Raw genomic sequence first — 22,195 nt, 5'->3', positions numbered from 1 at the left:
AGTCCGTTTACTTTAAATTTACCTGCGTTCCTTAAAAGGTCAAATCCTACCAGCACTTTTTCACAATGGTCGCACCAGTGCCACCGTTGGCGCCTTTAATACCCGCCTGGTTGTAGCTTAATGAAGTGCAGTCGTCAGCGGCTTGTGCACTTTTGGCTGTTGCTGTCAGGGTAAAAGTGCGGCTGGCTAAATTATCAAGATCAAAGTTAAAACGGTCGGATAAGTCATTGCTGCATTGCAGTGTTGGCAACTCTGTTGCTGCGCCATTATTGGTAGCGTACGTCATATTGGTGGTATACACCCTTTCCATAAACTGGGCGTATTCCAATAAACAGGCGGTAGCACTGGCACGGGCGCTGCCCAGCATATAGCCCTGATACGAAGGCACAGCAATAGCAGTTAAAGTGCCTATGATCGTAATGGCTATCAGTAACTCCACCAGAGAAAACCCATGAGATCTGGTACTTTGCATTAGTTGTCTACCTCTCGCCATGACACGCGGCCACGTCTGATTTGAGTGTTTACGTCTAAATTCACCACATTGGTGTCGGCCAAACCTACCGCCATTTTGTCTTCAAAAAACAAAGGTTCAGTTGGCATACTGTTAAAACGTACACCGGACAATTCCACTATCTCATCCCCTTCTGCCACCCCATCGTCCTGATTAAAACCTTCATCGCCTGAAATATCGAAGAAGTGGTATTTCAAGCGGCCACCATGAAAAGGATCGATGGCCATGACATAACCATCCCCTTCCGGATTACACACATTGCTGTCCGGGATAATGCTGTTCACCACTAAAGTGGTGCCCACTAAACGAGGCGACGACACAATACGTTCACGGGTATCGGGCAGGTCGATAAACCAGCCTTGAAAACCAGCCATATCATTAGCGGCAGAAGCAGACACAGTGCGTCCTTCTGTGCCATTGCTGTGGCTGACGTTGGTTAAAGTTCGCTCTTTAAGTAAAGCCCGGCCAGACAAAGCAGTGCCGTCCATAATGCCGTACCAGCTTTGTTCGTCATCCAGTTGAGGGTCTGGTGTTTCCAGATAGCGGCCTGTGCCAAAAAACAGCCACAACTTGCCGGTTTTAGGTTCAGACCCCAGCGCTATGCCGCCGGTAATAGATTGTGGATCACCAGCCGCATCTTCAGCCTGATACAAAGGCCCGCCGCCATAAGCTATACCCCAGTTTCCCGGGTTGTTTGACGATAAATCAAACTTCCAGACATTGCCTTGTAAATCTCCGGCAAAAAACCAGTCCGTATTGCCATTTTTGCTGTAATCCCAGCCTTCAATCTGCCCTAAACCTGTATCCCCTGAACCCGTTGTCACTTCCAGATCATTACCGGCAGCCATAGAAATCCCAGTTTCGATATCCAGCACTAACAAGCCAGGCCGGCCTGTGCTGTTGTTGTAGCCATAACCAATCACCACAGCCCATTTGCCGTTATTTAAGCGAGTCACCACAGGTTTGGCTGTAGTGATCCCTAACTCTGGAAAGCTTTTATCCCATAACAAACTGGCTTCGCTGATTTGCCCAGGGTCGGTAATATCAAGGGCAAACAAACTATTGCCGCCCCGGCCAGTGCTGCCAACCAGCACAGTACGCCAACTGCCATCAAAATACACATCGGCAGACACTGCTGTGCCATCGACAAAATAATCTTTTTGGATCACCCCACTGACATTGGGTTCACTCAGGGCCTTGAGGTTTGTTGCTGCCGTCAGCATCTGCTTTGGCACATAAGCAAAAGCTTCAGCACCAGTGGTGGCATTAAACGCATGCAACATACCGTCATTAGCACCGACATAAATCAGTGGCTGCCGGTTTTTATAAGCCGCGATATGCGCTTTGTAACTACTGGACTCAGGCCAGCTGTAAGCATGGTAATTAAAATTCACAGGTGCGCCTACATACACAGGAGAGGAGTTGGCAATATCACCTAAAGCTGTGGATCTGTTGCGGTAGCTGCCACCATTTTGTTGCTCCAGTGCGCTGTTACCACGTAAATAATCCACCACATTGCTGCTGCCCAAAGCCGCTTGTTGACTGCCAACACCACTGGTTAAGTTGGCCCAGACAAACACATCTGCAGCAGTTTCTGTTTTGCCAAAATAAATCACTCTGTCGTCCCAATCCGGCATTTCTTCAGCCGCACTCCAGACATAACTGGTGGTGTCTTCAATATTGTAATTCACCAGATCACCACTCCAGTCACCGCTGTTAAAGCGGCCCTGATACACACTTTGTTCCGCCTGCAAGGAGGTGGTGGTGCCCGCTAAATTCGACCCAGACGCCACCCGGGCAATAATAGCGGACAAGGTATTGGATAATCCTGTGGCAAAAGTGTCCGGGTCAGCCGCACTGAAAAAGCCCCCTCTGCTGTTCACAGCCGCATGTAATAAATCATCAATTTTTGCTGGTTGGGTGGCTAAAGGATCTGGCCATGAAATAGCACTGGCCGAGCCAATAGCATTAAAAGCTGTAGTAGAACTAATAGTGCCTTCGACTCCAAGGCCGACACCAAAAGTGACCATATGCTGCCAAAAGGCCGGATTAATAGGGCTGGTGGGGACTAAGTTATCCAGATCGGTGCGTAAATCCCGCTTCCAGTAGTACATAGCTACATCAGCCAGTGTATTACTGCGGCCATCCGAAAACGGCCCTGATGGCGCATAGACATAAGAGGTCCCGCCTGGCCTGCTGATGGTTTGATTATTGGTGGTACTGCCATCGTTGTTATTACGCGCTGCACTGGTTTGCGCTTGTGATGCGCTGTCTTCGCTCCAGTAGCCATCTGTCATCAAAATGCTGTAACTCTGGCGGCACATAATATGTTGGCTAGCATCATCAGTCCCCGGATCTTCTCCCCATGGGCCTTTGTTGTCGGTTCTGGAATAGTACAAACCTGCGTCATTTAAGGCTTTGCGCAGTGGGGTGCCGCTGTAGTCGTATATCCGTTCATACAGTTGATCGTAAAAATTTTGTTTGGCATTGCCGGTAAAAGGCCGCACTCCATTCACAATAGTGCTGATACTGGAGCCATCTACTGTGCTGCTGCCTTTATTAATAGCACCAAAACCCACCCTTAACGCTTCGGTTTGAGTAGAAAAAGCACGGCCTATACCGGCCTGAGAAGCCAATAAGCGTGAGCGGTAATAAGTATACCAGTTGGCAAAATTCTGCATTTCCTGATCGTAGCTGCAGGTACCCGCAGTGCAATCCGTTCGATTCACCCGCCCTTCACCACTGTAGCTTAAGGTGGCGGCATTAATTTCTACACGCTGATAATTGGTGTAGGTAAATAAACTACCGCCTGTATGCTGGTAATACACCGCAGGGTAAAAAGTCCGGCTTGCTGAAGTGTTCTGGCAATTGCTTTTTGTTGTTGCCGTAATAGTGCAATAACGCCAGGTCGCGCTGGATGTTTCATTCACAGTCAGGTTGCGGCTGCCTTTGAACGTGCGGAATGGATGATGATAAGCCGCAGCGGGGTTGGAATTCGGATACGAAGTGCCATCAGCTTTAATCCAGGGCTTATAAGTAATAGACGGATTATAGTAGGATTTATTCAGCGCATAGGAGCGCATAGCTCTGGAATACAAAGCCTCATTATTATTGGTGGCGTTCAGATTCGTCGCATTACTTTCATCCCGAAAAGAGACTACATGATGAGTGGCGTCTCCATCACCATAAATACCCGTCACTCTGGGATAAACATAATGTGGATTATCTGCATAAAGATCCGGGGTAATTTCCCAGTGCATTGAACCTGAGTCATCAATAATAAACATGATATTGGGTTCTACCGAGCTGCCAGTTTGCAGTGGCGGTGAGGTTAAATCAAGCGCGGCGATACTGTAAAAGCTGGTAAGCATTAAACTCAATGCCATGGGTCTTATGCACGATGTTTTTAGTTTCATCACATCAGCCTCAGCAGATTAGCGCCTGAATAAACTTTGCAGCATGACCGCAGCCCTGCCGTTGTCTGACACAGTACGTGCCGTAATACGAAAAGTGGGTGATAAACAACCCACAGAAATTTTGTCTTTACTGGCCACATCAGCGCATTCAGGCGGATAAGGCCAGTCGCCCATATATTCAATCAGAAACTGTGCACCGGTTTCGCTGTCGTTATTCAGTGCTGTAGCTGGTAGCCAAAGCAGCCCGTTGTCATTCCAGCGATCGTCAGCGCCAACCACAGGTAAATCATAAACTCCTGCACCATCAATCAGCGCCACAGGGTCGTTCACATTCAGTATACCCTCAGCCTCCAATAACGCCGCTTCTACCTGCTGGTAGGACGATTGCCGGTCGTACAAATTGGCGCTCATTCGCTCCTGCAATAAACTTGATTGCATACTGCTTACGGCGACCAAGGTAATGGCCAATAACAACAATAAGCTAATGACCAGCACTATGCCTTGCTGTTGATGAATGGGATGAGAGGACTGAATTCCCACTGCTTTCATAATCAAATCCTGTTCCTGATGCTGATCTGATAATTCATCCGGCTCATTTGTTCTGGTAACTGCAGATCAGAAGCCCCGGTAGCGGCAAACTGCAATGAAATGCGCACCGAAATAATATCCATCCAGTCCAGTACCTGATTGGCGTCACGCCAGCTTCTGCTGCGTTCGTCCATAAACTCCAGCTGTAAATCAGTGACACCATAAAGAATTTCTTCAGCCGCACTGTTGTTTCTGACCCGAAACAAAGAGGTGTTTTGTTGATCAGTGCTGGTGGCTACATACCAACTGACAGAATCAAAGTTCATCAGCATCGAATTAACTGCATATTGTTTTACTGTTCCCGCAGCACCATCACACAAGAGTGGAAAACCCAAACCTGAAGCACAGTTGCTGGCATTGGCCTGATGGGATACGCTGGTCAGATCGGTCGCGCTGACGCTAAAAATACTGCTTAAGGTTTCATCACAAAGTATTAATAAATCACCGTTTTGCAGCTGATGCTCTGTGCTGAGCAGCAGTTGGCTCAGTGCCGCATCATGGGATTCCACACTGTAACTGCGGCCAGAGCCAAACATCAGCCGGATAGCATCTGTACCCGCCAGCGGAGTCACTCCATTCATTGCAGGAGCAGGCTGCTGAAAGCCTTCAATACCGCCGTTCCAGACAGCCCAGGCTGAGCCTGCTACGTTAGCCGCATTGAGCACATTCACCACGCGGGACGCGTTACCACAGCCAATATAACCGGAGCGTCGGATGTCATTGGCCATCAGCTCAAAAGTAGTTCGGCTGGAGTTTTGTAATTCGCCCAACACTGTGTTCAGCTCCGCCGTTTTACTATTGGATAAATACACCCCTATCACAGAACCTGTCAGCAACAAGCCTAGCAGCATAGCAATCATCAGCTCAGATAAAGTAAACCCCTGCTGCTGCTTCATGGCCGCACCTGAATTTCAAAATTAGTGGAGCTTGAGACCTTTTCATCTAACCAGCTGATACTAATGGTATAAACACCAGCACCAGCATCCCAAGCTACTTCAGGGCAACTGCTGGTTCCAGTGGCAAGTTGTAACTGCAGTGACCACTCAGCCAGCAATTCAGACTCGCAATTCCCTGCATAAGAGCCTGCCCTGGCCACAACAGGGTTGGAGCGGATCATCTCAGTTAAAGTGCCCGCCATAATCAGCGCAGTGGTACGCTCCTGAGCGCTTTGGCTATAACGTACCGAGCTGCTTTGCAAAGCAGCTATGCCCAATAAACCAATGGCCAGCACCAGCACCGCGATCAGGATCTCGATCAAGGCAATACCTTGTTGTGTTGATCCGGAACAGCAGTTGTGATGATTGTCGCTATTGACGCTGTGCATGGGCGTTCCTTATCAACTGCCGCATTGGGACAGCTGAATACTGCTGCGCCCACCGGATAAGAAAGTCAGGGTTCTGCCATTGTCCGCAAAGTCGGGGCCATCGGCACATAAGCTAAAACTGGAATTGAGCGGTTGATTGGTTTGACTGCGGATCAACCCCTGCCCACTAAAACGCAGTTCAGTAAAAGCAGCGCTGATGATCAATCGCTCGTCAAAGCGGCCTGCCCGGATCACTACAACAGGGGAGGCTGTATCCGTCACCAACCAACCTTCCCAGGAACCACTTGCAGCCGAACAGTCACTTAGTTCGGCATTTGCTTTACATAAACGTATGGTTTGATTTTGTTTAATGGCTTCAGAGCGCGCCAGTTGGATCACAGAAAGTAGTTCATTGGCCTGGCCCGACAAACGGTTTCGGGCTAACAAATCAGTAAAGGAAGGCACAGCAACAGCCACAAGCACCAACAGCACCAGAAGAGAGATCATCAGTTCAATCAGGGTAAAAGCTTTTTGCCGCTGCAACAAAGGACGATCATCCATTTGTTTACTACTCCCATAGGTCACCTACTGAAAAGGACCAAGGGTTTAAGCATAGCAAAAGATTGGCAGGACGCTAGGCGCTCAACAGCACAGTTGTGCCTGCAGCCAAAGCTTCAGGCACAACTGGTTAATAAAGGGAAAATTATTTGAAATGATAGTGTTAGCGAAGCTCTGCTGGCACGGCAAAAATAACGTTTTCTTTACGGCCAGGATGTTCAATCACCTGTTTACCACCCCATTCGCTCAGACGCTGCACCACTTGCTGCACCAGTACTTCAGGTGCTGAAGCTCCGGCTGTCACGCCGACAGATTTAACGTCTTTTAACCAGTCCTGCTGAATATCAGCAGCAGTATCGATCAGGTAAGAACGACAGCCCATTTTTTCAGCCAGTTCGCGTAAACGATTTGAGTTACTGCTGTTTTTTGCGCCAACCACTAATAAGAGTTCAGTTTTGGCCGACAATTCGCGCACAGCATCCTGTCGGTTTTGGGTGGCGTAACAAATATCGTCTTTGCGTGGTCCTTCAATATCCGGGAAACGCTTGCGCAAAGCATCAATCACATCAGCGGTATCATCCACAGATAAAGTAGTCTGGCTGCTAAAGCACAACTGCGCCTGGTTTTTCACCTGCAGCTTTTCAACATCTTCCACTGACTCGACCAGATAAATGCCACCTTCAGCGTTATCGTATTGGCCCATAGTGCCTTCTACTTCAGGATGTCCGGCATGACCAATCAAAATACATTCGATGCCCTTACGACTGGCACGGGTCACTTCCATATGCACTTTGGTCACCAGCGGGCAAGTGGCATCAAACACCTTCAAACCACGCTTTTTAGCTTGTTCACGTACAGCCTGAGAAACACCGTGAGCGCTGAAAATAACAATGGCGTCATCCGGCACTTCGTCCAGTTCATCGACAAAAACTGCACCGGCACGACGTAAACCATCCACTACAAATTTGTTATGCACTACTTCATGGCGTACATAAATAGGTGGCTCGTAAATCTCCAGTGCGCGGGAGACGATGCTGATAGCACGGTCTACACCGGCACAAAAACCACGTGGATTGGCGAGTAAGATATCCATAATTAATTGATAACCTGTACGATTTCAACGTTAAAAGTCAGAGTCTGTCCAGCCAGTGGATGATTAAAATCAACAGTCACGGACTCACCCACTACTTCACGGATCAAACCCGGCAGTTCAGAACCATCCGGCATAGCAAAACCTACAATCATGCCCACCTGAGCAGGTGCATCGGCTGAAAACTTGCTGCGATCGACATAATAAATATTGTCAGGATTAGGCAAACCATAGGCATCTTCAGGCGCTAAGGTAAAAGTTCTTTTATCCCCTGCGGCCATTCCACCCAACTGGGCTTCAAAAGCGGGCGATAAACTGCCATCCCCCATTTGCAGTTTGGCCGGTTTGTTATGCACCCTGGTGCTTTCGGCGGCGCTGCCATCGGATAATTTAATATCAAAGTGAAATATCACAGTACTGCCTGGACCTATGATCACGGCTTGTCTCCTGAAGTGACTTTCTGGGTTTCGCTGTCGTTCGTAAAACTGTCCCAGATCAGTAAAACGGCACCAATGCTGATAGCGCAGTCGGCGATATTAAAAATAGGGTAATGCCAGTTCTGATAAAACACATGCAGAAAATCCACCACATAGCCATAAAGGCTGCGGTCGATTAAGTTACCAATAGCGCCACTGATGATCAAACTCAAGGCCAAAGACAACTTCACCTGAGCTTTAGGCAAACGGCTTAACCAAACGGCTAAAACGATGCTGACCACTAAGGCGATCAGGGTAAACAACCAGCGTTGCCAGCCGCCTGCATCACCTAAAAACGAAAAGGCAGCACCATAGTTACGGGCATAAGTGAAATTAAATACCGGTAACAAAGAAACCGACTCACCTAAACTGAAATTCTGAATGACCCAGACTTTGCTGAGCTGATCGGCAACCAGCAGCAGCAGGACCAGCCACCACCAGTGCCAACCCGTGTCTTTAAATAAACGGCCTTTAAATAACGACATCAGGCAAACTTCCTTACTTCACCAGCGCCTTCGACGTTATCCACACAGCGGATACAAATCAGCGGATGCAAAGGATTAACACCCACATCATGGCGATGATGCCAACAACGTTCGCATTTAGCCGCAGTAGACGCATTCAATACCACAAACAGGTTATCCATTTCAGTGGCAACTGCGTCAACCGGAGCAGCTTCATTGGAAACCACAGCGGTTGAAGTTAACAAGGCAAAACGTAACTCATCACCGATAGAGATCAGGTCTGTTGCCAGCTGGCCTTTGGCGTATAAAGTGACTTCAGCTTGCAGCGAGGCACCAATTTTGCCATCACGACGACCGACTTCCAGCACCTTGTTGACTGCATCACGCACTTCCAGCAGTTGTTGCCAGAAGGCATCATCAAACTGACCGGCAGGCACAGAGTTCAGCCCCTGATACCACACTTCAGTAAAGACAAACTCGCTATGCTGACCCGGCATCACTTCCCAGATTTCCTGTGCGGTGAAGCTCATGATAGGTGCCATCCAGCGCACCATGGCCTGTACCACATGGAATAAAGCAGTCTGGCAGGAGCGACGGGCTAAACCATCAGTTTTTGCCGTGTACTGACGGTCTTTAATTACGTCTAAATAGAAACTGCCCAACTCTACAGTACAGAAATTCATCAGCTTCTGGCTGACCTGATGGAACTGGTAGTTCTCATAGGCATCGACAATTTCCTGCTGCAATTTGGCAGCACGTTGCACCAGCCATAAATCCAGCTGCACCATCTCTTCAAATGGCACTAACTGTGTTTCTGGCTCAAAACCTTTTAAGTTCGCCAGAAGGAAACGGGCCGTATTACGGATACGACGGTATTTGTCAGCAGCACGATTTAAGATTTCATCAGAGACAGTCATCTCTGAGGTGTAATCTGTAGTGGCGACCCATAAGCGCAGAATATCGGCACCTAACTTGTTCATCACGTCTTGCGGCGACACTACATTGCCCAAGGACTTGGACATTTTGCGGCCTTCACCATCGACGGTAAAACCATGAGTCAGCACTTGTTTGTAAGGTGCGTGGTGTTTAATAGCCACACCCGTCATCAGGGAGGACATAAACCAGCCACGGTGCTGATCCGAACCTTCTAAATACAAGTCGGCCTGAGTGGCACCATGAAATTCAGGGCGAGGGTCAATGACACAAGCGTGAGTCACACCTGAATCAAACCAAACGTCCAGCGTGTCAGTGACTTTGACATACTGAGCTGCATCAGCGCCCAGCAAAGTTTCAGCATCTAAATCAAACCAGGCCTGAATACCAGACTGTTCGACTAACTTAGCCACCTGCTCCATCAGTGCCTGAGTATTAGGGTGCAAAGCGCCTGTGTCTTTATCGACAAAAAGCGCTATAGGCACACCCCAGGTACGCTGACGGGAGATACACCAGTCCGGACGACCAGCTACCATGTTTTCAATACGTTGTTGGCCCCAGTCGGGGATCCAACGGGTTTTGCCAATCTCTTGCAACGAGGTACTACGTAACCCTTTTTGTTCCATGCTGACAAACCACTGCGGTGTCGCACGGAAAATAATAGGGGTTTTATGGCGCCAGCAATGCGGATAGCTGTGTGTTAAGGCTTTATGTACCAGCAGCTTGCCTGCGTCTTTTAAAGCTTCAACCACAGAATCATTGGCTTTAAATACATGCTGACCAGCGAATAGCGGCGTATCCGGCAGATAGACGCCGTTCGCGCCAACTGGGTTGGCCACTTCTAAGTTGTACAGCTTACCTACTGTAAAGTCTTCAGGACCATGGCCTGGCGCTGTATGCACAGCACCAGTACCAGAATCAGTTGTGACGTGATCACCTAAAATGACCGGCACTTCAAAGTCATACAGCGGGTGTTTTAATTTCACCAGCTCCAGCGCCTGACCTTTGCAAAAGCCTAAATTATGGTAATGCTCCACACCAGCACGAGCCATCACAGAAGTGACTAAGTCTGTCGCCAGAATTAAACGTTCAGGGCCATGTGGGCCTTGTTCGACTTGAACCAGGCTGTAATCAATTTTGGCATTCAGGGCCACAGCGCGGTTGGCCGGTATAGTCCAAGGTGTGGTGGTCCAGATCACAACAGACACAGGGCCAGAACCGGTATGACCTTCAGGGTGATCGAATTTATTTACATCAGCTTCGTTGACCAGCGTAAAACGTACATCAATGGCTGGCGAGACTTTATCCTGATATTCCACTTCAGCTTCAGCCAAAGCAGAACCACAGTCTGTACACCAGTGCACAGGCTTAAAGCCTTGTTGTAAATGACCATTGTCAATGATACGGGCTAAAGAACGGATGATATTGGCTTCGGTATGAAAATCCATAGTACGGTATGGATTGTCCCAATCACCTAACACGCCTAAACGGATAAAGTCGATTTTTTGAGCTTCGATTTGCGTCAGTGCATAATCACGGCATTTTTGGCGGAATTCAGCAGCTGTAAGCTTGACGCCCGGCTTGCCGTATTTCTTTTCGACCACCAGCTCAATAGGCAAACCATGACAGTCCCAACCCGGCACATAAGGGGCATCGAAGTCAGACAAGGTCATTGCTTTGACGATCATATCTTTCAGTATTTTATTGACCGCATGACCAATGTGAATATTACCGTTGGCGTATGGAGGGCCATCGTGCAGGATAAAGGTTTTTTTACCTTGTTTGGCCTGACGAATTTTCTGGTACAGATTTTTTTCTGTCCAGTTGGCTAACATCTGTGGCTCACGCTGCGCAAGGTTGGCGCGCATGGCAAAAGCCGTGTCCGGTAAATTCAAAGTCTGCTTGTAGTCAGTCATCCGTTGTTGTTCCGTCTTCTTTAAGTTTAAATTCGTGATCACGCCGCCAGCAGCTTAAGCCGGTGGCAACGCAAAGTAGTCCCGCGCCTGCTGCGCATCTAACGCAATTTGTTGCTGCAATTGAGCAAGGCCGTCAAAACGTCGCTCCGGCCTGATTTTTTGCTTTAAAATCACTTCAATCTGCTGGCCGTATAAGTCGCCGTTAAAATCAAAAAAATGAGCTTCAAGCTGCTCTTTTTTACCTTGCAAAGTGGGTCTGGAACCAATATTGGCAACGCCATGGTACAGCCCCATTTGGGTCACAGCTTCAATGGCATACACCCCATGCACAGGCAAATTCTTCCGATAGAGCCAGACATTGGCCGTTGGAAACCCAAGCTGACGACCTACTTTCTGACCATGCCGTACCCGACCCATCAATGAAAATGGCCGGCCTAACATTTGAGCTGCCAGCTCTAGCTGATCGTGCTCCAGAGCCTGGCGAATTAAGGTGCTGCTGACCCGTTGATCATTTTGTTTCAGACTGGCCGTGCTGCCCAGGCCAAAACCATAGTCTGTCGCAGCCTGCTGTAACAAGGCAAAATTACCGGCACGGTTTTTACCGAAACAGAAATCGTCACCGACAATCAGATGCTTCACCCCGAGTTTATTCAGCAATAAGTCCTGAATAAACTGCTCTGGCTGTTGACTGGCAAAGTCTTTGGTAAAAGGCACGCAAAGCATGCGATCTACACCTTGTTGCGCCAGCCAGTGGTATTTCTCCCGAAAACGGCATAAACGCGCAGGTGCAGCTTCAGGGTTAAACAACTCCAGTGGCTGGGGTTCAAACACCATCACCACTGCAGGTAAATTCAACTCTGCCGCTATCGCTTTTAATTGCGTCAGTACCGCCTGATGACCCAGATGCACGCCATCAAAATTGCCTATAGTTAAGACGCAGCCCTGATGTCTGGGTTGGATCGTATGTAAGCCGCGAATTAACTCCATCCGGTATTCTTACTCTGCTGCTGCGAAAAGTGCCCGATTATAACCTTAAGTGACCCCAAGAATCATTTGCTTTCAGCATTTGTCTGGCGTTTAAAATCGTTCAAACGAACACCAAACGCAAAAAGTAAAACAAAGTAAGCCCCAATAGCAAAAGCAAAATAGGCCAATAAATGCAAGACCTGACCTGATAAACCTAAAGCTATCCAGCCAGCAAGGTCAGGCATCACATAAAAAATACAGCCTGCCATTACAGCTGCGGCGATAAAAGCCTTGGCGATAAACCAGCTGGTTTTGCTGCTGAAGCTATAAATATCGCGCTGCTTTAAGCCACGATAAAGTAAATACGCATTTAAAGTACCAGACATAGCCGTGGCCAACGCCAGACCAACATAACTTAAAAAAGGCGCCAGCATCAGGTTAAACACCATATTGGCTACCATAGCAATAATGGCAATTCGCACCGGTGTCTTAATATCCTGTCTGGCATAAAAAGCGGGAGCCAGAACTTTAATCAGCATCAGCGCCACTAAGCCAGTGTTGTAAGCTATCAGGCTGTAAGAGGTTTTTACCACATCATCGGCGGTAAATTCACCACGCATAAAGACCGACGCAATAATAGGTTCCGCCAGTACGATGAGCCCCATCATGGATGGAATACCAAACAGGCAAATAAAACGCACAGCCCAGTCCAGTGTGTACTTAAAGGCTTCTTCGCTCGCCGCTGCATAATGACGTGACAAGCCAGGCAAAATCACAGTAGCAATAGCAATGCCAAACAAACCCAAAGGAAATTCCAGCAGGCGGTCAGAGTAATACAGCCAACTGACAGCACCTGTGACTAAAAAGGATGCAATGATGGCATCGAGTAATAAGTTAATCTGACTAACCGACACACCAAACAAAGCAGGGATCATTAAAGTGCGGATTTTTGTCACATTGGGATCTTTCCAACCCCAACGTGGCATCACCAGAAAACCGGCTTTAGCTAAAAAAGGCAGCTGGAATAAAAACTGGATCAAACCACCTAAAAACACGCCCCAGGCAATAGCTTCAGCCGGGTTTTGCATTTGGGGAGCTAAATAAATAGCGGCCCCTATCATGGCAATATTTAAAAATACCGGTGTAAAAGCTGCTACCGCAAATTTGTTATAGGTGTTCAGCACGGCTCCCGATAAAGCAACAAAAGTGATAAACCAAAGGTAAGGGAAGGTGATTTTCAAAAGGAAACTGGCCTGCAGGTATTTATCCCCTTCAGGCGCGCCATCTAAATAGGCACTAAACCAACCAGCGCCAAATAACATCATCAATACAGGCGAGCCTATAACCGCCAACAGAGTGACGCCAGTCACAATAAAACCTAAAGTCCCTGCCGCTTTGGCGATCAGTTCACGTACCGCATCATCACCATGTTTTTCTTTGACTTCCGCCAGTACGGGCACAAAAGCTTGTGAAAAAGCTCCTTCGGCAAATAAACGTCGTAAAAAATTAGGAATTCGGTTGGCCATAAAAAAAACGTCGGCCATAGCGCCTGCGCCCAACACATTGGCGACGATCACATCACGCACCAAGCCCAATACCCGTGAAATAAGGGTCATAAAGCTTACGATCATGCCTGATTTTAATAATTTTCCTGACACAGACTGCTCCTGCAACGACATTTCTGCTATTTTCACCCGAGTCAGAGTGGATTACCAGCGAAGGGCTGATTTTATTCTGCAATCTGTCAAGGAAACCATTTGACAAGGGCCTACAAAATAGGCATATTATGCGGCCTTTAAAGGTCCCGGTTTAGTTTTTAGGAGTGTTACCTTGGCTAACATCAAGTCTGCTAAGAAGCGCGCTATTCAATCAGAAAAGCGTCGTCAGCAAAACGCAAGTCAGCGCTCAATGATGCGTACTTTCATGAAGAAAACATACGCTGCAGTGTTAACTGCTGATTTGGCTGCTTCACAAGAAGCGTTCAAAAAGATGGTTCCAATTTTGGATCGTATGGCAGACAAAGGTCTGATCCATAAGAACAAAGCTGCCCGTCATAAGTCACGCTTAAATGCGCACGTTAAGGCTTTAGCTACTAAAGCAGCTTAATTTCAATTCGCTGTTGTTCGCAACAGCAAATTGTGACAGTGCAAAATAAAGAAACCACCGCAAGGTGGTTTTTTTATTTGCAGCTGCTGATAAATCTTCACTTTTGCTTTATACAATTGAGCATTCGCAGCCATCCATGGCACTCAAAGTCTCAGACAGCTTTACTATTTCTTTTCACAATAGAGCTTATGCAGTAACCCAATCAAAGCAACAGCTTCTGCGCTATGGATACGATAAAACACCGTTTGAGCTTCTTTACGGGTTTTCACCAGCTTTTGTCGTCTGAGTACAGCCAGATGCTGAGACAAAGCCGACTGACTTAAACCCAACTTGTCGTTCATTTCGGTGACTGATAACTCAGACTCCAGCAAATAACACAAAATCAGCAAACGGCGTTCATTGGAAACCGCCTTCAGCAGCTTGGCTGCCTGCGCCGAGTTTTTCAGCATTTCTTCCAATTTCATTTTGTTGCTTCTTTGATCTAAAAAACAGCATTATGCCGCTAGGCGATCCGCTTAAACAATACGATCTATTCTCATCTGTCGTGTTTCGGGCTGTACCTGACTCATAGAGCAAAAACAAAGAGGGCAGCGTTTACAAAAAACATAGTATTTTTGATTGAAGCCGCAACAGCACAGGCTGAACTCTAGTTTTCGTTTGTGATCAGGAGCCATGCTTTTGGCCGATAAATTGGTTCCTGCACTGCCAAAAAATGGCATCCATTACTTTGACTGGCGGCTCCAGCATGATGAATGAAGAAACAAAATAGAGCCGATCCGCTAAAACAAAACTTGCAAGTCTTACTCATCATGACCGAAACTATGGTTAACACTTCAGTTAACTTGCGTCACTAATGGCCAAACAAATCAAAAAGACCTCGCTTTTAAGCGAAGCCGAACGACAGAAACTATTAAAAAAAGCGGGCAATAAAAAGCCAATCACTCAGCCACAGGCTACAACAGCTGCAATTCCGGCTGCACGCTCAGTGCCACGTTCAGCAAACCGATCAGCTGGCCAGGAGCAAGCGGACAACCCTACCGGAAGCAAAGCAAAACTCTGGGCTGGCATTGCAGTACTAGTGCTTAGCGTTTTTATCATAGCGCCAAAACCTCAATTGCTTGAATACCAAAGTGCTGGCCTTATTACAAAAAGTATCTATATGCCAGGCTGGTTTGGTAAGCCAGGTAGTATTCTGGATACCAATCAACGTGCAATAGTGGCAGAAGACGAATACAGTCTGTATTTGTGTTTTGAAGGCCAAAGCAATGAGCAGTGCGCAAAATACCAGCTACGTCAGCAACAAGGTTTGATTGCAGCTGCTTTATTCTGGTATTCATCACACTAAGGCTATTTGGAATGACTGCGCCAGCAAATCCGGCATAACCAGAGTTGTAGCCCCAGCACCAGCAAGATCATGGCAGAGGGATACAACAAAGAGCTGGGTGCGTAGTTAAACAACAAAGCTCCGCTGGTCAGGTAAATAAAAGGCTGTAATTCATAACACCAGAATGGTAAAACTCCATGCTCCTTAAATTTTATACCATAAGGGCTGCGGCGTTTCTCGCTGCGGATCACCCAAACCACAGCTCCGACAAATATCAGTACTACACCAGATAAAGCTGCAGTCCAATGGGGTAACCACAAGACGCTTTGTGCGCCACAGAGTACATAAAGATAAGGTAAAGTTTCATAAAGCCGTTCAGGGATCATGATGCTCTCCTTGCAGAATCAAAATCAGTTTAAGCATAGATTAAAGTAAAATAATTGTTACCGAAAAGTGCAATTTTATTAATCAATAGTCTAAGGCGGTCAATACCAATACAGATAAGGCATAAAAACCTGCGGCAAAGCACTGCGACTTCAAATAAGACGGGTATGGTATATAATGCCGCAATTCCCGGTCAGCTTAAGGCGGAGTAGTACTAATGCATGACGAAGATCTGGACTTGTTTTTACAGGAAATGGCTGGCGTGAAGCGCTTAAATGTCGATGCTATTGCCGATCCTAATGGTGAACATAATCCGAGCCTGGCCCAGCTGGCACGACGAAAGGCGGCCGAACAGGAAATGGAATACGATCCTAACTATCTGAGTATGGAGTACGTAGATCTGGTTGCACCTGACGATGTAATTGCCTATAAAAAAGATGGTGTGCAGGATGGCGTATACAAAAACCTGCGGCTGGGTAAATACCAAATGGATGCCACTCTGAATCTGCTGGGAAAAACCCTGGTCGAAGCCCGTGCTGCTTTATATAGTTTTATTGCCGATTGCCATCAGCGTGGCATACGGACTTTATTGATCCATCATGGTATGGGGCGTGACAGTAAACCTCATCCGGCGATATTAAAAAGTTACTGTTTTAAATGGTTACCACAAATACCTGAAGTCCTGGCTTGCCATTCTGCCTTAAAACCTCATGGCGGTTACGCTGCGACTTATGTGTTATTGCAGAAAAATGCAGAACAAAAGCGGGAAAACCGCGAGCGGCATCAGAAGAAATAACAACTGTACCCAAAGTAATTGAGTCAGGTAGGGGCTGGGTTTATCCCTGCCCGTTTCGCATTTGAATCGCTGCTGCGGCGAACTTCTTTCCAGAAGATCAGGCAGCCAACATTCAAGTAAGCTGGGTTATACCCAAAGTAATTGGAGTTGCAGTGAGGCGGCAAGTGAGCGAGACCCCATGAACATAGTCGTCCTATGTGATTGGGGCGAGAAACGCAGCCAACAAAGCTGCGGCTTCAAGTAAGCAGGGTATATACAAATACCCCCATACTGCGGGGGTACCTGGTCAGTACTATCCTTCGACTGACTGCTGTCCCTGGGAGCTATGAGTTGCCTCATTCGCTTCAGCCTTTGTTAGAAAAGCCGACAATGCCATTAATAACACCAAAATGGCGATTGCAGTAAAGCCAAGACCGCGACTGGACGCTTTACGCATAAAAAACCTCAGACTAAAAAATATTGTTATTGTTCTTGCTTTTTTGTGGATCTTGAGCAATCCAAAACCAGTGTAGACAACTTGTTGTTTAGTTACAAGATTTACAATCAATTACAACTAATTTTCTGATAAAGAGACTAAAGGAGGCGCAAAATAGCCTCTGTTTTTAGATTTTAGTCGCGACTTTTAGCTTTTAGTGGCGAGTTTATGCTGCAAAGCAGTAATCGCCTGACGCGCAGCCTCTTGTTGCAAACTATAAAATTGTTGCTGATATTCAAATTCAACAGCCTGACCATGCTCTTTGCATTGCAATAGCTGACGCATCGAGCTTTTGGTTTGCCGCACTAACTCGGTAGGCACAGTGGCTAAATCTGCTGTCATTGCCAGAGCCCTGGGTAAGAGTTGCTCAGCAGACAACACTTCTTTAACCAAACCATATTGCCAGGCTTGTTCTGCATTGAGTTTTTCACCACAAAACAACATAGCCATAGCTTGTTGCCAACCGATCAATTGCGGTAATAACCAACAATGTCCACCACCAGGATGCAAAGCCAGCTGGAAAAAACGACTGTCAAACCAGGCATCTTTGCTGGCTAAACGAATATCACAGACCATAGCCAGGTTCATACCGGCACCAACAGCTGGGCCATTGACTAAAGCTATAGTGAGGAGCGGTGAATCCGCCACCTGACTAAAGGCCTGATACAGCTGCTTCAGTTCGGTACCGTCGCCATCTACAGCATGTTGCAACACAGCTAAATCAGCACCGGCACAAAAAGCGCGTTCAGTGCCAATCACACACAAAACTTTCAGTTCTGGATCTAAACTCAGCTGATGCACAGCGGCCGCAATTTGTAAGGCGATTTCAGGTGTTAATAAATTACGTTTTTCAGCTGCCGTCAGTTGTAACACCGCAACATGACCCTGTTTTTCAATAGTAAAACTACTCATCAGTAGCCCCTTTCCCTGTTGACCAGATGCTTTAAAGGTAGCCCATTTATGGTGTGTTGATAATTTTCAACAATCTGATGAATTGCAGTGTCGACATTAGTTACAGCTGAGCAGTGTGGAGTCACCAGTACCGCCGGATGTTGCCAATAGGGATCGGTCGCAGGCAAAGGCTCCTGACGAAACACGTCCAGACAAGCAGCCTGCAGCTGACCAGCATCTAAAGCCGCTAATAAAGCCTTATCATCCACTATAGCCCCACGGGCCACATTGACGAGGATTGCCCCCTGTTTAAAAGCAGAGAAACGCTCTGTATTTAAGAAGTTCGTGGTCTCAGCTGTCAGAGGTAATAAACAAATAACCAAATCGGCATCACAAACAGCGCTTTTAAAGCCAGGATCGCCTGCGTAGCACCGGATACCATCCAGCTGTTTTAAGCTACGTGACCAGCCACTGACCTGATAACCTTGCTGCAAAAAATACTGCGCTGCCGCCTGCCCTAATTCACCTAAACCCAGCACACAAATCTGTTGCATAGTGCGGGGGCTTTTAGGTTTCCACAGCTGTTGTTGCTGCTGACGCTGAAACAGATCCAGACGCAACTGGTAATGCAGCACTATGCCAGCCAGGTAATTGACCATAGATGACGCCAAAGCCGGATCAACAATACGGCTTAAGGGTAAATCCGGCAACGTCGGATCCGACACAATGCTGTCGACGCCCGCGCCAAAAGATTGCAGGCTTTTTAAATTGCTTAAAGCCGCTAAGGAACCATGGGGTTGCTTCCAGACCACCGCCATCTGTACTTGCTCAGGCGCGCTGTAATCAGGCCATTGTTGAATAAGTACACCGGGTAATAAAGCACTTAGCTTTTCTACCAGAGCATCTAATTTACGATCAGGGATCACCAGGGCTATAGACATCAGTTCACCAAAGCTTCAATTTTTCGTCATATCTCTGACATGGGCAAAGCACATTCTACCCGAGCCTGAAGAACCAAGGCCAACAATTCGCAGGAGCTTTGTATGCTGCATTGTCGAACTATCTTCTTGTCTGACATTCATTTAGGAAATAAAGACTGTCAGGCGACCTATCTGCTGAACTTCCTCAATCAAACCAAAGCCGACACTATTTACCTGCTGGGCGATATCCTTGACCTGTGGGCTATGCAAAAACAAGTGTGCTGGAGTCCGGAGCAAAATGCAGTGATCCAAACGCTGCTGGCTAAAGCCGATCAGGGCACTGAAGTGATTTATATTCCAGGTAACCATGATGAAGAGTTCCGTCACTGGGCCGGTCGCCAGTTTGGCACTATCAAACTGCAATTACGGGGTTGTCACACCACGGCTTTAGGTAAAAAATTACTGCTGTTGCATGGTGATGAATTTGATAAAGAAGTGAACTTTGGCCGCTTTCACGCTTGGTTGGGTGACAATCTGTATGATTTTTTATTATTTTTAAACCGCTGGAGCAACCGCATTCGTCGGGCTTTAGGTGGCCGCTATTTCAGTTTGGCTGCTTTTATCAAAAGCAAAGTACCAGGCGCTCAGCAGGCGATTGCCCGCTATCGTGATGCTGCAGTGGCCAAAGCCAAAAGGTCAGGTTTTGATGGTGTGGTTTGTGGTCATATCCATCATCCGGAAATCAGCTTGCAGGATGGAATTATTTACTGCAACGACGGAGACTGGATTGATAACTGCACTGCCCTGATCGAGCAACAGGATGGTTCATTAACGCTGTACCATTGGACAGAACAAAGCCATACCTTAGCCGCAATGCCAATGGCTGTGCTGGCGGAAGATAAAGCTGCTCAGAGCAAAGTGGCCTGAGCAGCTTTATATTCTTCGTATTTGCAGCCAGACGGGCGGGGACAAGCCCACGCCCCTACAGTTGACTTGCACTCATTCGCCCCAGTCACATAGGCGACTATGCTCCTGGGGTCTCACTCACTTGTCGCCTCCCCGCAACTTCAAGTTTCTTGGGTATATCCAGCCCACTCTGATTAAAACTTCTACAAAAAGCCATAAATCTGACGCATTTTTGTCATCTTAACCCCCTACTCTCTGTACGGACAAAGGTCCTTACAGAGGTATCGCTATGATCAGTGTTGACCAAATGATGCAAACGCATCTGCCAAAACTCGAACAAAAACCCTGGTTAGCCAAACCGGTCAAAGGGGCCTTACGCCAACTTTTACACGAACAGGAATTTATCGCCTTCGCCAAACGTTATCCGCATTTGCAAGGGATTGAATTTGTAGAACAAGTACTGGATTACTTTAATTTTGCTTATGCAGTACGTGACAACGAAGTAGAACGTATCCCAAGCACTGGCCGTATCGTGATTATTGCCAACCACCCTATTGGCTCTTTGGACGGTTTAGCTCTGATCAAACTGGTGCGGGATATCCGGCCTGATGTGAAAGTAATAGCGAATCAACTGTTGATGGCAGTTGAACCTCTGCACTCCTTATTATTACCGGTCAATAATATGAGCGGTGGCACTGAACGCAGCCGCATCGACCGCATCAGCGACCACTTAGCTGCAGAAGGTGCGCTGATATTATTCCCAGCAGGTGAAGTGTCACGCTTAAAACCAAACGGTATTCGTGATGGCAAATGGCATGGTGGTTTTTTACGTTTTGCAATGAATGCCAAAGCGCCTATTTTGCCTATTTATATCGATGGCCGTAACTCAGCGATGTTTTATGGTGCTTCGATGATTTACAAACCACTGGCCACTATGTTGCTGGTGCAGGAAATGTTTAACCAGAAGCATAAAAACATTGCGATGCGGATTGGTGAACAAATTCCATATGACAGCTTTGCTCATCTGGCATTAGAAACACAAGCTAAGGTAAAGCTGTTTAAAAAACACTTGTATCGCCTTTCCAAAGACAAAGGGCCACTGTTTAAAACCCAAAAAGCCATAGCTCACCCTGAAGATCGTATTTTGCTGAAAAAAGCCGTCGAAGCCTGCCCGCTGCTAGGTGAAACCAGTGATGGCAAACAGATTTATTTATACCAGTATGAGCAAAGCTCGCCCGTACTGCGTGAAATTGGCCGCTTACGCGAAATTGCGTTTCGGGCTGTAGGTGAAGGTAGCGGTCAGCGCCGTGATATAGATCAGTACGACAGCTATTACGAACAACTGATTTTATGGGACAAAGACGACTTAGAAATAGTCGGAGCTTATCGTTTTGCCAACACAGCCAAAGTGATGGCAGAAAAAGGCCTGGCTGGTTTGTATACGGCGTCTTTATTTCAGTTTAATCCACAGATGACCCCTTATTTAGATCAGGGGCTGGAACTGGGTCGCAGCTTCGTACAACCACGTTACTGGGGCAAACGTAGTCTGGATTATTTATGGTATGGCATAGGCGCTTACTTAAAACAAAACCCGGATATCCGGTATTTGTTTGGCGGCGTCAGTTTATCCAACAGCTACCCTAAAGCGGCACGGGATCTGATGGTGTATTTTTACAGCCTGTATTTCCGCTGTCCTGAACAAAGTGCTGTGCCTAATATTCCTTACGAATTGCCTATGGATACCTTAAGCCAGCTGCAGCAACATTTTAGCGGCGATAACTACAGTCAGGATTTTGTGCAATTAAAGCACTTACTGGCCAATATGGGCGTCAGTATTCCCACTTTATACAAGCAGTACAGTGAACTGACCGAACCTGGTGGTGTACGTTTTCTGGCTTTTGGTGTCGATCCTGACTTTGCCGATTGTGTGGATGGTTTAGTTCTGGTGGATATGACAAAGCTGAAAGACAATAAAAAGGCGCGTTATATCTCCTGATCTTGAGCCCCGGGTTCATAAAGAAGCCTGTTCATTCAGGCTTTTTTGTTTTTGAATTCTGTATTTGTTGTTTTAAATCAATAAAACACGCAAAGCCAGAGCTCAGCCTTGTGCATTATTGATCTGGGGCAAAGTTTTACGGCAGCAGAAGCGCAGAATGACGCCAGTTTCTTAAG

The 22,195-nt window shown here is 47.1% G+C and carries 21 protein-coding genes; 5 read left to right on the top strand and 16 right to left on the bottom strand.

Going from position 1 to position 22,195, the window contains the following annotated elements; all coding sequences use genetic code 11:
• Positions 1–46: 46 nt before the first annotated feature.
• The 12 genes from RHEIN_RS18660 to murJ all read right to left on the bottom strand — a co-directional run bounded on the left by RHEIN_RS18660 (position 47) and on the right by murJ (position 13,879).
• A complete protein-coding gene (locus RHEIN_RS18660; RefSeq protein WP_008900541.1) occupies positions 47–472 on the bottom strand; it encodes a type IV pilin protein in 426 nt (141 codons plus the stop codon).
• Positions 472–3,882 carry a pilus assembly protein gene (locus tag RHEIN_RS18655; RefSeq protein WP_237704452.1) on the bottom strand — a complete coding sequence of 1,137 codons (3,411 nt, stop codon included), beginning with the start codon at positions 3,880–3,882 and terminating at the stop codon, positions 472–474. The genes RHEIN_RS18660 and RHEIN_RS18655 overlap by 1 nt, the downstream gene beginning before the upstream one ends.
• Before the next feature lie 63 nt (positions 3,883–3,945).
• Complete coding sequence (locus RHEIN_RS18650) at positions 3,946–4,476, bottom strand: pilus assembly PilX family protein (protein ID WP_008900539.1); 531 nt, start codon at positions 4,474–4,476, stop codon at positions 3,946–3,948.
• A gap of 2 nt (positions 4,477–4,478) precedes the next feature.
• The gene (locus RHEIN_RS18645; RefSeq protein ID WP_008900538.1) at positions 4,479–5,411 is read right to left on the bottom strand and encodes a PilW family protein; all 933 of its coding nucleotides are present in this window, start codon (positions 5,409–5,411) and stop codon (positions 4,479–4,481) included.
• Positions 5,408–5,839, bottom strand: a complete 432-nt coding sequence (gene pilV, locus RHEIN_RS18640; RefSeq protein WP_008900537.1) for a type IV pilus modification protein PilV — start codon at positions 5,837–5,839, stop codon at positions 5,408–5,410. Before pilV ends, RHEIN_RS18645 begins: the two co-directional genes overlap by 4 nt.
• 12 nt (positions 5,840–5,851) lie before the next feature.
• A complete protein-coding gene (locus RHEIN_RS20560; RefSeq protein WP_008900536.1) occupies positions 5,852–6,379 on the bottom strand; it encodes a GspH/FimT family pseudopilin in 528 nt (175 codons plus the stop codon).
• Between the two features lie 160 nt (positions 6,380–6,539).
• On the bottom strand, positions 6,540–7,469 hold the full coding sequence (ispH, locus tag RHEIN_RS18630; RefSeq protein WP_008900535.1) for a 4-hydroxy-3-methylbut-2-enyl diphosphate reductase: 930 nt from the start codon (positions 7,467–7,469) through the stop codon (positions 6,540–6,542).
• Positions 7,470–7,471: 2 nt separating this feature from the next.
• On the bottom strand, positions 7,472–7,903 hold the full coding sequence (gene fkpB, locus RHEIN_RS18625; protein ID WP_008900534.1) for an FKBP-type peptidyl-prolyl cis-trans isomerase: 432 nt from the start codon (positions 7,901–7,903) through the stop codon (positions 7,472–7,474).
• Positions 7,900–8,427, bottom strand: a complete 528-nt coding sequence (lspA, locus tag RHEIN_RS18620) for a signal peptidase II (RefSeq protein WP_008900533.1) — start codon at positions 8,425–8,427, stop codon at positions 7,900–7,902. Before lspA ends, fkpB begins: the two co-directional genes overlap by 4 nt.
• Positions 8,427–11,255, bottom strand: a complete 2,829-nt coding sequence (gene ileS, locus RHEIN_RS18615) for an isoleucine--tRNA ligase (protein ID WP_008900532.1) — start codon at positions 11,253–11,255, stop codon at positions 8,427–8,429. The genes lspA and ileS overlap by 1 nt, the downstream gene beginning before the upstream one ends.
• A gap of 54 nt (positions 11,256–11,309) precedes the next feature.
• Entirely contained in the window at positions 11,310–12,242 is a 933-nt protein-coding gene (ribF, locus tag RHEIN_RS18610) for a bifunctional riboflavin kinase/FAD synthetase (protein ID WP_008900531.1), read from the bottom strand.
• Between the two features lie 62 nt (positions 12,243–12,304).
• Positions 12,305–13,879 carry a murein biosynthesis integral membrane protein MurJ gene (gene murJ / locus RHEIN_RS18605; protein ID WP_008900530.1) on the bottom strand — a complete coding sequence of 525 codons (1,575 nt, stop codon included), beginning with the start codon at positions 13,877–13,879 and terminating at the stop codon, positions 12,305–12,307.
• A gap of 172 nt (positions 13,880–14,051) precedes the next feature.
• On the opposite strand from murJ, the gene rpsT reads away from it, so the two are divergent.
• The gene (gene rpsT, locus RHEIN_RS18600; protein WP_008900529.1) at positions 14,052–14,327 is read left to right on the top strand and encodes a 30S ribosomal protein S20; all 276 of its coding nucleotides are present in this window, start codon (positions 14,052–14,054) and stop codon (positions 14,325–14,327) included.
• Positions 14,328–14,491: 164 nt separating this feature from the next.
• Here the strand turns inward: rpsT and RHEIN_RS18595 are convergent, their stop codons facing one another.
• Entirely contained in the window at positions 14,492–14,791 is a 300-nt protein-coding gene (locus tag RHEIN_RS18595; protein WP_008900528.1) for an ArsR/SmtB family transcription factor, read from the bottom strand.
• 389 nt (positions 14,792–15,180) lie between these two features.
• On the opposite strand from RHEIN_RS18595, the gene RHEIN_RS18590 reads away from it, so the two are divergent.
• Positions 15,181–15,672 carry a hypothetical protein gene (locus RHEIN_RS18590; RefSeq protein WP_008900527.1) on the top strand — a complete coding sequence of 164 codons (492 nt, stop codon included), beginning with the start codon at positions 15,181–15,183 and terminating at the stop codon, positions 15,670–15,672.
• A 2-nt stretch (positions 15,673–15,674) separates the two neighbouring features.
• Here RHEIN_RS18590 and RHEIN_RS18585 read toward each other — a convergent pair whose 3' ends face one another.
• On the bottom strand, positions 15,675–16,037 hold the full coding sequence (locus RHEIN_RS18585; protein ID WP_008900526.1) for a hypothetical protein: 363 nt from the start codon (positions 16,035–16,037) through the stop codon (positions 15,675–15,677).
• A 215-nt stretch (positions 16,038–16,252) separates the two neighbouring features.
• Between RHEIN_RS18585 and smrA the strand changes: the two genes are divergently transcribed.
• Complete coding sequence (smrA, locus tag RHEIN_RS18580) at positions 16,253–16,831, top strand: DNA endonuclease SmrA (protein WP_008900525.1); 579 nt, start codon at positions 16,253–16,255, stop codon at positions 16,829–16,831.
• Positions 16,832–17,453: 622 nt separating this feature from the next.
• Here smrA and RHEIN_RS18570 read toward each other — a convergent pair.
• Together RHEIN_RS18570 and RHEIN_RS18565 are read right to left on the bottom strand one after the other, a co-directional pair.
• Complete coding sequence (locus RHEIN_RS18570; RefSeq protein ID WP_008900523.1) at positions 17,454–18,218, bottom strand: enoyl-CoA hydratase-related protein; 765 nt, start codon at positions 18,216–18,218, stop codon at positions 17,454–17,456.
• The gene (locus RHEIN_RS18565) at positions 18,218–19,138 is read right to left on the bottom strand and encodes a 2-hydroxyacid dehydrogenase (RefSeq protein WP_008900522.1); all 921 of its coding nucleotides are present in this window, start codon (positions 19,136–19,138) and stop codon (positions 18,218–18,220) included. The genes RHEIN_RS18570 and RHEIN_RS18565 overlap by 1 nt, the downstream gene beginning before the upstream one ends.
• Positions 19,139–19,240: 102 nt before the next feature.
• Here RHEIN_RS18565 and RHEIN_RS18560 point away from each other — a divergent pair, with 102 nt between their 5' ends.
• Both RHEIN_RS18560 and RHEIN_RS18555 read left to right on the top strand, forming a co-directional pair.
• Positions 19,241–20,044 (top strand): UDP-2,3-diacylglucosamine diphosphatase, encoded by an 804-nt coding sequence (locus RHEIN_RS18560; protein ID WP_008900521.1) that lies wholly within the window; start codon positions 19,241–19,243, stop codon positions 20,042–20,044.
• Between the two features lie 268 nt (positions 20,045–20,312).
• The gene (locus RHEIN_RS18555) at positions 20,313–22,019 is read left to right on the top strand and encodes a GNAT family N-acyltransferase (RefSeq protein WP_008900520.1); all 1,707 of its coding nucleotides are present in this window, start codon (positions 20,313–20,315) and stop codon (positions 22,017–22,019) included.
• Positions 22,020–22,195 lie beyond the last annotated feature (176 nt).

Origin of the sequence: Rheinheimera sp. A13L, from assembly GCF_000217935.1 — a bacterium.
Taxonomy (GTDB): domain Bacteria; phylum Pseudomonadota; class Gammaproteobacteria; order Enterobacterales; family Alteromonadaceae; genus Pararheinheimera.
The sequence above is the reverse complement of the archived record's forward strand: the minus strand, read 5'-3'. Positions and strand labels throughout refer to the sequence as shown.